The sequence below is a fragment of the Brachybacterium kimchii genome (assembly GCF_023373525.1).
Classification (GTDB): domain Bacteria; phylum Actinomycetota; class Actinomycetes; order Actinomycetales; family Dermabacteraceae; genus Brachybacterium; species Brachybacterium kimchii.
In genome coordinates this window covers 2,039,809-2,054,809 of sequence record NZ_CP097218.1, presented here as the reverse complement: position 1 = coordinate 2,054,809, position 15,001 = coordinate 2,039,809, and the positions used below count along the sequence as shown (strand labels likewise).

16 protein-coding genes are annotated in these 15,001 nt (G+C 70.0%); 8 read left to right on the top strand and 8 right to left on the bottom strand.

Annotated elements, in window-relative coordinates:
- The first annotated feature begins 80 nt into the window (after positions 1-80).
- The 6 genes from M4486_RS09760 to mnhG are packed head-to-tail and all read left to right on the top strand — an operon-like array spanning position 81 to position 7,059.
- Complete coding sequence (locus M4486_RS09760) at positions 81-3,020, top strand: Na+/H+ antiporter subunit A (protein WP_249480940.1); 2,940 nt, start codon at positions 81-83, stop codon at positions 3,018-3,020.
- A complete protein-coding gene (locus M4486_RS09755; protein ID WP_249480939.1) occupies positions 3,017-3,625 on the top strand; it encodes a Na(+)/H(+) antiporter subunit C in 609 nt (202 codons plus the stop codon). Before M4486_RS09760 ends, M4486_RS09755 begins: the two co-directional genes overlap by 4 nt.
- Positions 3,622-5,190: a Na+/H+ antiporter subunit D gene (locus M4486_RS09750; RefSeq protein ID WP_249480938.1), complete on the top strand. Its 1,569-nt coding sequence runs from the start codon at positions 3,622-3,624 to the stop codon at positions 5,188-5,190. Before M4486_RS09755 ends, M4486_RS09750 begins: the two co-directional genes overlap by 4 nt.
- Positions 5,187-5,723: a Na+/H+ antiporter subunit E gene (locus M4486_RS09745; RefSeq protein WP_249480937.1), complete on the top strand. Its 537-nt coding sequence runs from the start codon at positions 5,187-5,189 to the stop codon at positions 5,721-5,723. Before M4486_RS09750 ends, M4486_RS09745 begins: the two co-directional genes overlap by 4 nt.
- The gene (locus M4486_RS09740) at positions 5,720-6,460 is read left to right on the top strand and encodes an MrpF/PhaF family protein (RefSeq protein ID WP_249480936.1); all 741 of its coding nucleotides are present in this window, start codon (positions 5,720-5,722) and stop codon (positions 6,458-6,460) included. Before M4486_RS09745 ends, M4486_RS09740 begins: the two co-directional genes overlap by 4 nt.
- The gene (gene mnhG, locus M4486_RS09735) at positions 6,457-7,059 is read left to right on the top strand and encodes a monovalent cation/H(+) antiporter subunit G (protein ID WP_249480935.1); all 603 of its coding nucleotides are present in this window, start codon (positions 6,457-6,459) and stop codon (positions 7,057-7,059) included. The genes M4486_RS09740 and mnhG overlap by 4 nt, the downstream gene beginning before the upstream one ends.
- A 25-nt stretch (positions 7,060-7,084) precedes the next feature.
- Here mnhG and M4486_RS09730 read toward each other — a convergent pair whose 3' ends face one another.
- From M4486_RS09730 to M4486_RS09705, 6 genes are all read right to left on the bottom strand, one after another.
- Positions 7,085-7,690: a flavin reductase family protein gene (locus tag M4486_RS09730; protein ID WP_249480934.1), complete on the bottom strand. Its 606-nt coding sequence runs from the start codon at positions 7,688-7,690 to the stop codon at positions 7,085-7,087.
- A 283-nt stretch (positions 7,691-7,973) separates the two neighbouring features.
- Positions 7,974-8,225: a hypothetical protein gene (locus tag M4486_RS09725; protein ID WP_249480933.1), complete on the bottom strand. Its 252-nt coding sequence runs from the start codon at positions 8,223-8,225 to the stop codon at positions 7,974-7,976.
- Positions 8,226-8,362: 137 nt separating this feature from the next.
- Positions 8,363-9,013 carry an ABC transporter ATP-binding protein gene (locus tag M4486_RS09720; RefSeq protein ID WP_249480932.1) on the bottom strand — a complete coding sequence of 217 codons (651 nt, stop codon included), beginning with the start codon at positions 9,011-9,013 and terminating at the stop codon, positions 8,363-8,365.
- 52 nt (positions 9,014-9,065) lie between these two features.
- A complete protein-coding gene (locus M4486_RS09715; protein ID WP_249480931.1) occupies positions 9,066-10,568 on the bottom strand; it encodes a hypothetical protein in 1,503 nt (500 codons plus the stop codon).
- Positions 10,565-11,323: a hypothetical protein gene (locus M4486_RS09710; protein WP_249480930.1), complete on the bottom strand. Its 759-nt coding sequence runs from the start codon at positions 11,321-11,323 to the stop codon at positions 10,565-10,567. The genes M4486_RS09715 and M4486_RS09710 overlap by 4 nt, the downstream gene beginning before the upstream one ends.
- 71 nt (positions 11,324-11,394) lie before the next feature.
- Positions 11,395-11,766: a hypothetical protein gene (locus tag M4486_RS09705; protein WP_249480929.1), complete on the bottom strand. Its 372-nt coding sequence runs from the start codon at positions 11,764-11,766 to the stop codon at positions 11,395-11,397.
- 198 nt (positions 11,767-11,964) lie between these two features.
- On the opposite strand from M4486_RS09705, the gene M4486_RS09700 reads away from it, so the two are divergent.
- Positions 11,965-12,288, top strand: coding sequence for a hypothetical protein (locus M4486_RS09700; RefSeq protein WP_249480928.1), 324 nt, complete (start codon positions 11,965-11,967; stop codon positions 12,286-12,288).
- Positions 12,289-12,354: 66 nt separating this feature from the next.
- The gene (locus tag M4486_RS09695) at positions 12,355-13,536 is read left to right on the top strand and encodes a hypothetical protein (protein WP_249480927.1); all 1,182 of its coding nucleotides are present in this window, start codon (positions 12,355-12,357) and stop codon (positions 13,534-13,536) included.
- An 86-nt stretch (positions 13,537-13,622) separates the two neighbouring features.
- Here M4486_RS09695 and M4486_RS09690 read toward each other — a convergent pair whose 3' ends face one another.
- Both M4486_RS09690 and M4486_RS09685 read right to left on the bottom strand, forming a co-directional pair.
- Positions 13,623-13,946 carry a helix-turn-helix domain-containing protein gene (locus M4486_RS09690; RefSeq protein ID WP_249480926.1) on the bottom strand — a complete coding sequence of 108 codons (324 nt, stop codon included), beginning with the start codon at positions 13,944-13,946 and terminating at the stop codon, positions 13,623-13,625.
- 127 nt (positions 13,947-14,073) lie between these two features.
- Entirely contained in the window at positions 14,074-14,991 is a 918-nt protein-coding gene (locus M4486_RS09685) for a hypothetical protein (protein ID WP_249480925.1), read from the bottom strand.
- Between the last annotated feature and the right edge of the window lie 10 nt (positions 14,992-15,001).

Genomic DNA, 15,001 nt, shown 5'->3' with positions numbered 1-15,001 from the left:
CATCCCAAGGCCCAGCGGCGCCCCAGGGCGAACAGATAAAATGTTCATGATCCCCCGCCCCCACCACGGACGGAGAGCGTGTGCTCCTTGTGCTCGTCGCCCACCTCGCAGCCGCCCTCCTGGGCCCGGTTGCAGTGCGCGCGATCGGGCGCAACGCGTTCTATCCGCTCGCCGTGGTCCCCGCGCTCAGCGCGGTCTGGCTCGCGAGCATGTCCCCGGCCCAGCTCGCCGAGGAGCCCCGCGTCGAGTCGGTCCCCTGGATCCCACAGCTCGGGATCTCCCTGACGTTCCGGCTCGACACGCTCAGCTGGGTGATGGCGCTGCTGGCCACCGGGATCGGCACCCTCGTGCTGCTCTACTGCGCCCGCTACTTCAAGGACACGGAGCCGGGGCTGGGGCGCTTCGCGGGCGTGCTCACCGCCTTCGCCGGGGCGATGGTGGGGCTGGTCCTGGCCGACGACGTCATGGTGATGTTCGTCTTCTGGGAGCTCACCACGATCTTCTCCTACCTGCTGATCGGCCACTACGCCGAGAAGCAGGCCTCGCGCCGCGCCGCGATCAACGCGCTGATCTCGACGACCGCCGGCGGGCTCGCGATGTTCGTCGGCCTGCTGATGCTCGGCGAGCGCGCGGGCACCCTCAGCCTCGCGGGGATCGTCGAGGACCCCATGTGGCGCGCGCCCGATGCCTTCCTCGTGACCGCCCTGCTGCTGATCACCGCGGGCGCCGCGAGCAAGTCGGCGCTGCTCCCCACGCACTTCTGGCTGCCCGGGGCGATGGCGGCCCCCACGCCCGTCTCCGCCTATCTGCACGCGGCGGCGATGGTGAAGGCGGGCGTCTACATGGTGCTGCGGCTCGACCCCGCGATCGCGCACGTCCCCTCCGTGGGGACGGTGATCGCGGTGCTCGGCGCGGCGACGATGCTGCTGGGCGGATGGCGCGCCCTGCGCCAGACCGACATCAAGCTGCTGCTGGCCTACGGGACCGTCTCCCAGCTCGGCTTCCTGATGGCCGTCGCCGGCATCGCCACCCCCGATGCTGCCCTCGCCGCGACCGCGATGCTCGTCGCCCACGCCGCCTTCAAGGCCCCGCTGTTCATGGTCGTCGGCATCATCGACAAGAAGTTCGGCACCCGCGACCTCCGCATGCTCTCGGGGGTGTGGCGGGTCGCGCCCGTGGTCGCGGCGATCGGCGTGCTCTCCGCCGCCTCCATGGCGGCGGTCCCGCCGCTGCTGGGCTTCGTCGCCAAGGAGGCCATCTTCACGGCGCTCTGGGAGGGCGGGACGGGGCAGCGCGTGCTGCTGATCGCCCTGGTCGTCGGGTCGATCCTCACCGTCGCCTACTCGTGGCGCTTCGTCGTCGGCGCCTTCGGCCGCGCCGGCGGCGCACCGCCCGTGCGGGCCGTGCGGATCCCCTGGGGGTTCTGGGCGCCGCCGGCGGTCATCGTCGCCGCGAGCCTCGCCCTGCCGTTCGCGAGCCACCCGTTCGAGGAGGTCCTGCGCGGCTTCTCCGAGACGGTCCCCGCGCTGGGGGAGCACGCGGAGCACGGGGCAGTGCACCTCACGATGCTCCCGCACCTGGGCGTGCCGCTCGCGCTCAGCGGTCTCGCCCTCGGGCTGGGCGCCGTGCTCGCCGTCCTCGCCCGCCCGCTCGAGCGCCTCCAGCGCGCGGTCTCCCCGCAGCGCTGGACCGACGGCCGGATCGGGGTGCTGCTCGACGCCGAGCGCGGCTTCCGCGCGATCATGCGCGCGGTCGACGGCCTCGCCATCCTCGTCACCCCGCTCTACCAGAGGGGCTCGCTCCCGTTCACCCTGGGCACGATGCTGGTGGTGACCATCGCCCTCGCCGCGCCGATCCTGATCTGGCAGAACCCGCTGCCGGACAACCTCGTGCCCTTCGTGACGCCCGTCGAGGTGCTGCTGCTCGTGGTCGCGGCCGTCGCCGCGATCGGCGCGGCCCGGGCCCGCCGGCGCCTGCGCGCGGTCTTCCTCATCACCGTCACCGGCTACGTGGTGGCCCTGTACTTCCTGCTCGCCGGCGCCCCGGACGTCGCGATGACCCAGGTGCTCGTGGAGACGATGATGACGGTCGTGCTCGTGCTCGCGCTGCGCCGGCTGCCCGTGTACTTCTCGCGCCGGCCGCTGGACCTGGACCGCTGGGTGCGGTGGGCGATCGCGATCGGCACCGCCGCCGCCATGTGCGGCGTCGCGGTCTACGCGGCGGCCGCGCGCACGCAGTCGCCGCTGGGCAAGGACCTCATCGAGGCCGCGTACACCATCGGGGGCGGCCACAACGTCGTCAACGTGACCCTCGTGGACGCCCGCGTGTGGGACACCTTCGGCGAGATCTCGGTGCTGCTCGTGGTCGCCACCGGCGTCGCTTCCCTGATCTTCGTGACCCGCCGCGAGCAGGCGATCTCCCGGGTGAGCAGCCTGCGCACCGGCCGCACCATCTGGAACCGGCGGATCGACGGCGAGCTGCCGCGCAACCTCCTGGAGTTCGACACCCGGCCCGAGGACGTGGCCGGCAACCGCTGGCGCACGTGGCTCTCGGCAGGGCGCACGCTGGCCCCGCAGCGGCGCATGGTGGTCCTCGAGGTCATCACCCGGCTGTCGTTCCCGCTGATGATGATGTTCTCGGTGTACCTGCTGATGGCCGGGCACAACCATCCCGGCGGCGGCTTCGCGGGCGGGCTGGTCGCGGGCATCGCGCTGACCCTCCGCTACATCGCGGGCGGCCGCTACGAGCTCTCCGAGGCGGCGCCCGTCCAGGCGGGCCTGGTGCTGGGCGTCGGCATGGCGACGGCCGTGCTCGCCGGGGTGGTGCCCGTCGCCTTCGGCGGCAGCGTGTTCTCGACCGCGACGCCCGTGCTCCACGTCCCCGTGCTCGGCGAGGTGCACCTGCCCACGGCGCTGCTGTTCGACATCGGGGTGTACCTCGTGGTGATCGGGGTGGTCCTCGACATCCTGCGCAGCCTGGGCTCCCAGATCGATCTCCATCAGGAGGCCGAGGACGGATGACCGTGAGCCTCGCCCTCGTCCTCACCGCAGGTGTCCTCATCGCCTGCGGCGTCTACCTCGTGCTCGAGCGCACCCTGACCCGCATCATCCTGGGCTTCGTGCTGCTCGGCAACGGGGTGAACCTCCTGTTCATCCTCGCCGCGGGGCCGTGGGGCTCGCCGCCCTTCGAGGGGTCCGACGACCCGGAGCGGATGACCGATCCGCTGCCCTTCGCGATGGTGCTCACGGCGATCGTCATCACCCTGGGGGTGACCGCGTTCGTGATGGCGCTGGCCTACCGGGCCTGGCAGCTGTTCGGCCACGACGAGGTGCCCGACGACGTCGAGGACCGCCGCGTGCTGCGCCGCTCCCGCGCCCGCACCGGGCAGGGCATCGAGGTGGGCTGGGCCGACGCCCTCGACGAGGACGCCCGGCGCGGCGCCCTCCAGGCGTCCCAGGGTCTGCGCGCCCCCGAGGAGGAGGAGAACCCGCTGGGAGAGGACCTCACGGGCGATCAGGACGTGCCGCAGGACTACACGGAGGCCGACGAGGCCGAGGACCAGCCCGAGGACCAGACCGAGAACCAGCCCGAACACCCGACCGAGGATCAGGAGGACCGCGCATGAGCGTCGCCCTGCTCCTCGCCCTGCCCGTGGTGCTGCCGCTCGGCGGCGCCGCGTTCACCCTGATCCTGCGCCACCACGCCGTGCTGCAGCGCGCGGTCTCCACGACGACCCTGGTCGCGATCCTCGCGGTCGCCCTCGCCATCGGCTACCGCGTCACCGTCGACGGCACGCTCGTGCTGCAGATCGCGAGCTGGACCCCGCGCCTGGGGATCGTGCTGGTCGCCGACCGGCTGACGGCCCTCATGCTCGTCGTCTCGAGCATCGTCACCCTCGCCGTGCTCGTGTACTCCAGCGCGCAGTCCGTCAGCGAGAACACCGAGCGCACTCCTGTCGCGATCTACCATCCGACCTATCTGGTGCTGGTCGCCGGCGTCTCCAACGCCTTCCTCGCGGGGGATCTGTTCAACCTCTACGTGAGCTTCGAGATCCTGCTGGCCGCGAGCTACGTGCTGCTCACCCTGGGCGGGTCCGCGAGCCGTATCCGCGCCGCGACCACCTACGTGATCGTCTCGCTGCTGAGCTCGGTGATCTTCCTGGCCGGCATCGCCGCGGTGTACGCGGCGGTGGGCACGGTGAACCTGGCCGAGCTGGCCGTGCGCCTGGACCAGCTGCCGGACTCCACGCGCATGGGGCTCGAGCTGATGCTGCTGGTCGCCTTCGCGATCAAGGCCGCGATCTTCCCGCTGAGCGCGTGGCTGCCCGACTCGTACCCGACGGCGCCCGCGCCGGTCACGGCCGTGTTCGCGGGGCTGCTCACGAAGGTCGGCATCTACGCGATCATCCGGCTGGAGACCCTGCTGTTCCCGGCCTCGCAGCTGGAGACCCTGCTGCTCGCGGCCGCCGGGGCGAGCCTCGTGATCGGGATCCTGGGCGCGGTCGCGCAGACGGACCTCAAGCGCGTGCTGTCCTTCACCCTGGTCTCGCACATGGGCTTCATGCTGTTCGGCATCGGCGTCACCACCCGCCTCGCGATCGCCTCGACCATCTACTACGTCGCCCACCACATCACCGTGCAGTCGACGCTGTTCCTGGCCGCCGGGCTCATCGAGCACCGCGCCGGCACCACGAACCTGGGGCGCCTGGGAGGTCTCGCGAAGGCCGCGCCGCTGCTCGCGATCATCTTCTTCGTGCCCGCGATGAACCTCTCGGGCATCCCGCCCTTCTCCGGCTTCCTGGGCAAGGTGGGTCTCGTGGAGGCAGGCATCGCGCGCGGCAACACGGCCTCGTGGATCCTGGTCGTGATCAGCGTGGTGACGAGCCTGCTCACGCTGTACGCGATCGCGAAGATCTGGAACCGCGCGTTCTGGCAGAAGGCGCCGCAGGGCGCGGACATCGAGCGGGACGGCGAGAGCGTGCCGGCCCTCATGTACGGCGCGACCGGGGCCCTCGTCGTGGTCTCGCTGCTGCTGACCGTGCTCGCCGGACCGCTCATGCACTTCGCCGACGAGGCGGCCCGCTCGGTGCTGGACCGCAGCCCCTACGTGAGCGCGGTGCTCGGCGACGACGCGGCCGACCAGCTCGCCTGGCGCATCGGCGACGACGGCACGCGGGTGGAGGAGCGATGAGGGGGATGCTGCGCGAGCTGCCGAGCCGCTGGCTGGGCCTGCTGGTCGCGACCGTGTTCTGGTGCCTGCTGTGGGGCGGCTTCTCGGCGTCCGACGTGCTGGGCGGCCTGGTCGTCGCCGTGCTCGTCTACGTGCTCTTCCCGCTGCCGTCGATGGCGCGCGAGGTGACGGTGCGCCCGCTCGCCTTCGTGTGGCTGGTGGCGCGGTTCCTGTGGGACATGACCGTCTCGGCGGTGCAGATCGCCTGGTGGGCGGTGCGGCCCGGCCCGGAGCCGCCCACGGCCGTGATCGCCGTGGAGCTCGCCTCCCGCTCCGACCTGTTCCTCACCTTCACCGCGGCGCTGTCCACGCTGATCCCCGGGTCCGTGGTCGTCGAGGCGCAGCGCGCCACGGGGACCCTGTTCCTGCACGTCATCGGCGTGGGCGACGAGGAGGGCGCCGAGCAGGCGCGCGAGCGGGCCCGGCGCCAGGAGCTGCGCCTGCTGCGGGCACTCGCCCGCGGCGAGGTGCTCGAGGGGGCGGGGCTGCGATGATCGCCGGGAACGCGGACGCGCTCGACGTGGTGCTGATGGTGATCGCGGGGATCCTCGCGCTCGCCGCTCTGCCGGCCGTGCACCGGATGATCGTCGGCCCGACGATCCTGGACCGCGCCGTCGCCTCGGACATGCTCATCGTCCTGGTGGTCGCGGGGATGGCCCTGTACACGGCGGCGACGGGGACGAGCTACGCGGTGGCGCCGATGCTCGGGCTGACCGCGCTCGCCTTCGTCGGCACGCTCGCCGTCGCCCGCTTCGTCTCCCGCGACCGGGTCAGGTCCGGCGTGGCCCGCCCGCCGGAGGACCCCGACGCGCTGCAGTCGGACACGCTCTCCTCGGACCCGCCCAGCGCGGAGGCCGCCGACGCGGAGGGCACGGACGCCCAGGGCGCCGTCGAGGAGGCGGTCGACGCCGCGGGTGCCGGGGCGGAGCCGGATGCCGCGGAGCGCGTCGCGGCGGAGTCCGGTGCGGACGCGGGCGGCGAGGAGGCCGACGAGGCCCCGGTGGCCCGTGCCCCGTTCACCGACGACGGCCCGGGTCCGCGCTCTGCCGCGCATCCCGTCGGCCCTCACGCCGTCGCGGGAGGCGCGGCGCCGCGGCTGCCGGGCCCGGCCGCCGGCTCCCACTCCTCCGGCCTCGACGTGCACGAGGCCGACGACGGCGCCGAGGAGCCCGGGCCGGGCGCCCCGGGACTCGACGGCCGCGGCGGCGAGTTCGGGGGTGAGGACCGATGAGCGCGATGGACGTGATCGGACTGGGGCTCATCGCGCTCGGCGCGCTGTTCGCCCTGGTCGCCTCGATCGGCCTCGAGCGCTTCAGCGACGTGCTGCGGCGCATGCACGCCGTCTCCAAGCCCCAGACCGTCGGCCTGCTGCTCGTCCTCGCCGGGACGGCTCTGATCGCCGGGAGCTGGACGATCGCCGGTTCGATGCTGCTGGTGATGCTCGCGCAGATGGCCACCGTGACGGTCTCGAGCACGATGGTGGGGCGGGCCGCGTTCCGCCGCGGCTTCGTCTCCGGCAGCGCCTACACGATCGACGAGCTCACCCCGCGCCTCGCGGCGACGTTCGACGAGGACGACGACGAGGACGGCTTCGTCGACGAGACCCAGGGCCCGCACCTGGGGGAGGAGGAGCACCCCGAGCGCTTCCCCGAGAACGTGGTGGGCGGCGCACACGAGCACGCGGACCTCTCGAACCTCTCGAACTGGGACGAGCCCGAGGACGAGAGCGGCCCCACCTCGCTGGACCTCGACATCGACCTCGAGGACGAGACCGAGAAGGAGCTCGAGGACGTCGTCGAGCGGCGCGGCCGCAACGAGGACGGCATCTGAGGGCAGGGCTCGTCCGGGCGTCCGCTCAGTCCGGCCGGCGCATGTCGAACCGCTGCGCACGATCGATGCCGAAGTACGCCGTGGGCCCGCCGCCGCGCAGCACCGGGTCGGCCGCGACCGTGTCGAAGACGCCGTCCACCAGGACGGACTCCTCCAGGTGCACGCCCACGACCTCGCCCACGGTGAACCACGAGCCCGAGGGGCCGCCGGCCGAGGTCCGCAGGTCGATGATCTGCGTGACCCTGCACTCGAAGCTCACGGGTGAGGCGGCCACTCGTGGGGCCCCGACCTCGATCGAGGGGGCGGTGACGATGCCCGCGGTGTCGAACTCGTCGACCTCGGCGGTGGTCGACGTGGCGTTCATCTGCTCGGCCTGCGCGCGCGAGACCAGGTTCCAGGTGAACTCCCCGGTCGCCTCGCAGTTGGCCACGGTGTGCTTCCAGCCGTTGCTGGAGAAGCCGACCAGCGGGGGCCGGTAGTTCAGGGCGTTGAAGAACGAGTACGGCGCGAGGTTCCTCCCGCCGTGCGCGTCGACGGTGGCGATCCACCCGATGGGCCGCGGTGCCACGATGGCGTTGAACGGGTCGTGGGGGAGCCGGTGCCCCTCGGACGGGCGGTAGAAATGTGTCACCCGGCCATTCCAGCACGTCCAGCACGCGCGGGAGGCGTCGAGCTGCGCCGGCGGGAGCGCATGAGAAGAGGCCCTCACGCGTGCGCATGAGGGCCTCTGGGGGTGGCTCCGACCGGCGTCGATCCGGTGACCTTTCGAGTGAGAGGGGGTCCCTTCGCAGGTCTTCGCCGAGCGCTACCGGCTTCGCGACCGCAGGTCAGCGGCCCAATCGTCTACCAGGGCCTGCAGGTGTCCGCTGCTGAATGTGCGGAGTAGATGCGGACTCGCTGGGCCGCCCGCCCGGTCAGTGCGACGCCGCTCCGCGCCCGGCGCGGACCGCTGAGACGATCGCGTCGGCCACCCGGCCCACGAGGTCCTCGGCGTCGAGATCGCCCGCGAGGCAGGCCTTCACGGACTCGTCGTCCACTTCGACCTCCCGGCCGGCGACCCTGACGAAGATCCGGTAGAAGCCCTCGGGGTCGTGGCTTCCCACCTCCATCGGCGTCCACGGGTCCTCGACCCGTCGCGAGGCCGCGCGCACGGCGGCCCGGGCCACGTTGATGGAGGAGATGGTGAAGAACTCGCCGAGCGTGACGCCATCATCTCAGCCGCGGGCGACGGGCCGCTCTACGTTGTCCCCGTGGAGGAGACCGAGGCCACGGGTGGCCACTAGCGCCCCGGCCCGGCTCCGCCTCATCTCACGCGATGCAGTTGTCCCTGATCGATCTTCCAGACATCGTCGCAGACGGCGTCGATGTCGCCTTGGTTGTGGCTCGTCAGGAGAATGGTCCGCCCGTCCTCCTGGAGCTCGTGCAGGAGTGACCTGATGCGCTCGACGCTCGAGTCGTCGAGGCCGTTGAACGCCTCGTCCAAGATGATGAGCCGCTGATCTTCCATGAACGCCTGAGCGATCGAGAGTTTCTGCTTCATGCCCAACGAGTAGTTCCGCACCTTCTGCTGCGTGCCGGGGTTCAGGCCGACCTTCTCCATCGCCTCGGCGACCTGGTCCCGGGAGACCACGCGACGAATCCGGGCCAGGTCGAGAAGGTTCTCCATGCCGGTGAGGCCGCCGAGGTAGGCGGGCCGGTCGATCACGGCGCCGACCTCGGTCGGGAAGTCCGCGTGCGAGCTCTTGAGGCTGGCATCGAGCTTGATGTCCCCGGAGTCGGGGCGCTGCAGCCCGACGATCATCTTGAAGAGAACGGACTTCCCCGTACCGTTCGGTCCCTGCAGGCCGCAGATCCTGTTCTCGAGAACATCCATCGACGCGGAGTTGAAGACCTCGGCACCGCGAAACGACTTAGAAACACCTTCGATGGCCACCATCGTCTGCTCCACGCGCATGCACTCCTTGACTCTTGTAGGGATCGACCGTCCGGTCGAATCGGATCGGCGCTCAACTCACGTCGACCTCGGGCAGCCGCCCGAATTTTGAGAGCACCAGCAGCAACAACACGCTCGCAAGAGCGATTCCCGCCGCAGGGCCTGCGACCTGCACCGACGTCCACGCCCCGAGGAACCCGGACGCGGCGGGCCACGGCCAAAGCGGGTTCAGCGTCGGAAGCGTGGTCGCAACAATGATCACGAGGGCGAATGCGGCGGCCTGAATGCGCCCGCTCACCCAAACGCATGCGAGACAGAGGAGCATCGTCACCATGGAACTGGCCACGCCGCCGAGCCCGATCTTAGCCCAATCGGCCCACGAGGCAGGGGGGAGCCCGATAAGTGCTCCTATTGCGGCGCAACATAGCAGTAGGGCAGCGGTCGATACCGCCATCAGCTTCACATCATTGAAGACTTCCCGCACGATCACCCTGTACGCCGATCCGGTCCGCAACGCCACGAGCGAGAAGCGCGGAAGGACCCACCCCGACCACCGCGTGAGGGATACCAGCGCCAGGCCCTGCCAGACGACGACGGCATAGGCCCAGTAGGGGAATGAGAACCCCTCGGACGACGCGCCGTAGAAGATCGCCTCGGCAACGGTGGCCCCGGACGGGGCGCGCAGGAAGAGCAGGACCGTCAGCACGGCGACCGCGATGGCCCATATTCCGCGGGCCGAGCGGACGAAGTCGAGGAGCCCCGATTCTCGCCACGCCAAGTAGGCCCCGAGAACCACCAGTCCCGCTGCGGCATAGGCCAGAGCGGGGAAGGCCCAGAGGGGGATTCCTTGTGCTATCGCGTGCGCCGGCAAGAGGAAGGAGACCGGGTTCGCCACCGGGCCGAACGGCTGCACCCGGAACAGGACGGGCGGGAGAAGTATCGACAGCCCGGACGAGACCCGTTGAAGAGTGACCGATGCCCTCGCGACGAGGCTCAGCGCCGCCGCGAGCGCGGACAGGGCCCCGGACCAAGCGATCACCGGGACCAGGAGCGCGGCCAAGGCGGGGACGCCGGCCGAAGCGAAAGGTGCCAGGACCTGGGATCCGGAGGACTCGTCGGATGAGAGAGCGAACGAGCTCCACGCCAGCTGGAGCCCGTTGCCCCTGGAAACGATCGCCGACCCCAGAATCGCCCCGACGCCCGCCGCGACGCCCATCGCCGCCCCGCGTATCGCCTCCGAGAGCGCAGTGACCCACATCGAGCCCCTTCGTATGAGGCGCAGCGGGGAGAGCGAGCCGGCCTGCGACGAGATGCACACGATGAAGAGCGCGGGCCACAGGGCGTAGATCAGGGGGTACGGATCCTGGGAGGTCGCGATGACCGCCTCCCAGAAGGTGGCCCCCGAGCCTTCGGGAACCGACGAGAACGTCAGCCCGAACGCGATGTAGATCGCGGCCGATACCAGCAGGAAGATGCCGGCGTTGCGAGACAAGCTCGCGCTGGGGAGGGCGCGGGCGGCGCGGAGGGCGGCCCCGCGGTGCCGGACTCTATCGCGGTGCAGGTCGGAAGCGATCACTGCAGCGCTCGAGGTGCGCGCGGCGACCAGGTCGTGTAGACCACGATGCCCACGACCACGAGCACCATGATCCCTGTGGTCATCATGGGCTGAATGACGGGGCCCTGGATCAGGTCCGTGGGGAGCGCCGCATTGTCGGGCATGAACACTTCGAGCCGCGCTATAGCGAGCGCCGTGCCTATGAGGAACAGGACCGCCGGGCCCGCGATGATCGCGAGGAACGGGTTCCGCAGATGCATGGCGAGAGCTGCGAACAGCACCGAATACAGCGCGCCGTGGAACCCCACCCAGACGACGAGGAACAGCACGAAAACCCATACGCCCGGTTGGGCGAACTGGCTGAACGTCATCTGCTGCGTGAAGGGGTGCATCCGCTCGCCGGGCGAGTACGTGACCCATCCCGATCTGGGGACGACGACGAACGCCCAGAACGCGGCGAACGCGATAGACGCCCCGAATGCAAGAGCGCCGAACGCAGCCGGGCGCGCGACATGGGAAAGGGCGTACCGCACGCGGCCCCGCCGCGCCATGATCGGAAGCCACCCCAAGGAACGCGTTTCCTGAAGGACGACCGGAACGTAGAGCAGGGCGGCAAAGAAGGTGAAGAGGAGCGGAAGCGCGCTGCCCAGCGAGAACAGAAAGTAGTCGGAGGGGTCCGTGATGACGTAGTCCGACGCGGCGAAGGTCCCGTACACCGCCGGAGTGGCGATGATGAGGGCCGCTACGACCGCAGACGTTGCATAGCGCTTGATCATTGGTCCATTCGCAGACCTCGCCCCGGCGGTATTCTGCCTACCGGACCGGGGCGAGGTGGTATCGATCGTGTTCAGTTGCTCTTCCACTTCCCGGTGACCTGCACATCGACGCGGGTGAGGGCGTCGTTGCTGAACTGCACGCGGGCCTGCTTCCCAGCGCCGACGCCGTTGGGCAGATTCCGCGTCTCGCTGTCCGTGACGTCGCGGACCCACCCTCCGGTGCCCGAAGCGGCCTTCATGCGGGCGTCGACCTTGTAGTTGCCGCCGACGGAGCTACTCGCCAGCGACCCGGCTGTGCTCGACTTGCTCTTCGTCTGGTATCCGGTGTAGCCGCTCCCGTTGAACTTTCCGACGGTGGTGTTGCAGGAGCTGTAGCTGGTGCCCGCGTATGCCGCCGAGACTCCGGAGAGCGCGAGCAGGGCACCGCACGCGACTACGATCACGCGGCTCGAAATTTTAGTCTTCGCCATCTTCTTTCTGTCCCCTCATTTTTCTGTCCCCCCCCCATTTCGTTGGGTGCTCGTCAGTGAGAACGGTCACATTAGCTCGGGCGTCCTGGCGGGGTCAAGCCGGCCCCGGGAAAACCCACTCGGCGGCTAAAGCCTCGTGCAAGGAACGTCAACGGATGCAGGCGTGCCGCGATGGCGCGGCGGGGGCGCGGCCTTCAGGACGTCGAATCGGGTGAACTGGATGGTCGCCGCCTCGGGGTCCTTCTTCGCCAACTCGATGATGACCCTCAGCCTGAACTCGTACCGCGGATTGTCGATCACCTCGTCGCCAAGCGTCGCCGTGGCGAGCGGGTCGGCGGGCGCAAGCCGACCCACACTCCCGAGCAGGTGGCCCGCGCCATGCGCCTGTTCGACACGACCGAGCTGACCGGGCAGGAGATCGCCAACGCGGTCGGCATGGGCCGGTCGCGGATGTACGCGCTGATCGCCCGCGAGAAGGCCGCCCAGGGGGCGTGAGGCGGATCGTCCGCCCTCCCCGTCGGGCTCGGTCGGAATGTCCGTCGCGCCTCTTAGTCTGAGCGCATGGACGACCTCGGGCCCTACGGCTGGCTTCCGGACCGACACCTCGGCGCGGCGGCCGCCCTCGCTCACGCCGACGGGATCATCGGGCAGATCGGCGACCTCCTCTTCGTTTACGGGACCCAGCCGGACGGTCCTCTCCGACTCCAGGAGGTACCCGACGGTCAGGTGAGCCGGTCGGTGGTCGTCGGGATCGCCCCCGTCCCGCGTAAGGTCTCCCTGCTGGTGGCCGACGCCTTTGTCGTCCTGCGCGGAGCGCTGGAGCACACCCTCTTCGCCGAGGCCGAGTTCCTCAACGGCGGCACCCTGAGCAACACGGCCGCCCGCAACGTCGAGATGCCCGCCACGAAGACTTACGAGGACTTCACGAGGTGGGCGGACAGGCAGAGGCGCAACGGCGGGCCGAAGTCTCTGCGCGCCCGTGGGGTGCTGAATAGGCGGCTCGAGCCGCTGCAGCCGTTCAACCGCACCATCGGCACCGACGACCATCCTCTTGCCCGGCTGACCGCCTACACCAACCACTTCAAGCACCGCACTCCCGCCGTGACGGCCGTCCGCATGGGGGCGATGTACAGGGAACGCGACCGACCCCGTTCGGTACGGGGCCTCGAGCCGCAGCCGGAGGAGCCAATCAAGGTTGGCGATGTGATCGCGGAGAACCCGATCGGGCAGCAGGAGGTGTACACACTGTTCCCGACCGTCGGGGTGCACCTTCCCGGTAGCGATCGTTGGCCGCTCCTCATGCACGAGCTCGACGGAATCGCCGACTGGGTACGGCGGCAAGCGCTCCCGTGCCTCATCACGGGTGCCACGGTTCCGGGCGACTCGCTCCCGGCTCACTACGACATCTCGAAGCCCCACTCCGACGAGCGAGCGGCCGTCCAGTCTGGACGGGATGAGTCCGCGGCAGAGCTGTTTACGCGCCGACTCAAGGCGGAGAGCGTCCGACAGGACATGCCGGGCCTCCTCTGCGGAGCGGACCGAATCCTCCGCGGCGCGGGCCCCGCTCTCCGGGCCGAGGACGTGGCTGCCTGGGCGGCGCAGGTCTCGGACAAGGGGATTTTGGACCGGTGGTCGACTTTCCCCAGAGAGGGCGAGGTGGGCTACGACGTCGTCCAGCGCCGCTGGGACGTGCTCTGCTCGCTCCGGGGCGAGGCAGTCGAGTACGCGGAGTCGAGGACTTGATGAGCGCCGGCTGAACCTCCACGCGGACAAAGCGGGGCCCCGGCTGCACCAACGACCGGGGCTCTGCCCGTGTAGGTTCGCGCTGGTCATGTCACCAGTCGGAGTTCCCGTGCCAGCTCTGCTGCTCGTTCCAAGTTCGCGACGAGCTCATCGAGCAGGTCCTGGGAGCTGGGGGCGGGCTCGGCTTCCTGACCGTGATCGATGACGACCCAGCGGCGCGGCGAGTCCAGGCGCTCCACCAGATCATCGTCCATGAGGATCTGGTAGGCATTGCGCACGGTCTGGACACCATTGACGTCGAATCGATGTGAGATCTCGTTGATCGTGGGCATGAGTGCACCGGGAGGTCGATGAGCTACTTCGTCACGCAGCCACTCGGAGATCTGGATGTAGATGGGTGTCTTGGTCATGGCTGCTCCTCGAGTTGATGATCGTCCCTCTAATTAGAGGGAACATGATCACCATACGCTATCTCCTCGAACGCAGCAGGGCCCCGGCCGCACCAACGACCGGGGCCCTGCCCTTCTACGACGCGTCCTACCCGTGGTGCTCGCGGGCGGCGTCGGCGCTCTCGCGCAGCTTCGCGATGATCGCGCCCCGCTCCTCCGCGGGGACGGTCTCGAGGCCCACCTTGGTTAGCGAGTCCACGAACGCCTGCGTGAAGACCTCGACGTCCTGCCTGCGGATCGTGGCGGCGAGCAGCCCGCCGTCCTCGGCCACCCGGCGGGCGATCTCGGGGTCCTCGGCGATCCAGCGCTCGTGCCTGCGCCAGGCTTCGAACGCCTCGCCGACCGGCTCCGGGTCCGGCTTCGCGTTCTGGCACAGCTTCCGCATCTGAGCCTTCACGTCGTCGACGCCGTCGGCGGTGACCTTCTCCGCCTCCACGTCGCCGCCGCCGTGCAGGGTCGCGGTCGAGCCGGAGACCTCGAGGTCGGAGGTCCCGTACGGGCCGCCCCAGGGATCCACGCCGCCGTCCCAGACGACCTGGCCTTCCTTGACCCTGCCCGTGGCCTTGACCTTGGTCGGGGCGCGGCCAATGCAGACCACGTTCTCGTAGCTGAACTCGTCGCCGTCGATCACGTACCTCGTCAGCCATGGCCCGCCCACGTCGATCGGGTTGATCTGGTTGCCGTCGTTCGCCTTCAAGTACGTGGTGCCGGAGTCGGCCACGAGGTCCTCGCTCGTCAGGCGCGGGCCGGAGTCGTTGGCCCAGTAATCCGACTTGACCGGCCCCGTGGCCTTCTTGGACCCCTTGGCTGACTCGGTGGCCGTGGAGCCGTCGCCCTTCGAACCCTTCTGTGTGGTCGAGCCCGCGTCGGCCTGGACCTTCGGCTGGGCCGTAACCGTCACCCTCAGCCCCTCGTCCGGGATGTGGCTCTCGATCACGCAGCCGCTGAGCGCGAGCCCCACCAGGGCCAGCCCGGCCGTCGTGGCCACGATTCGCTTCGTCCCCATCACGCGCCCT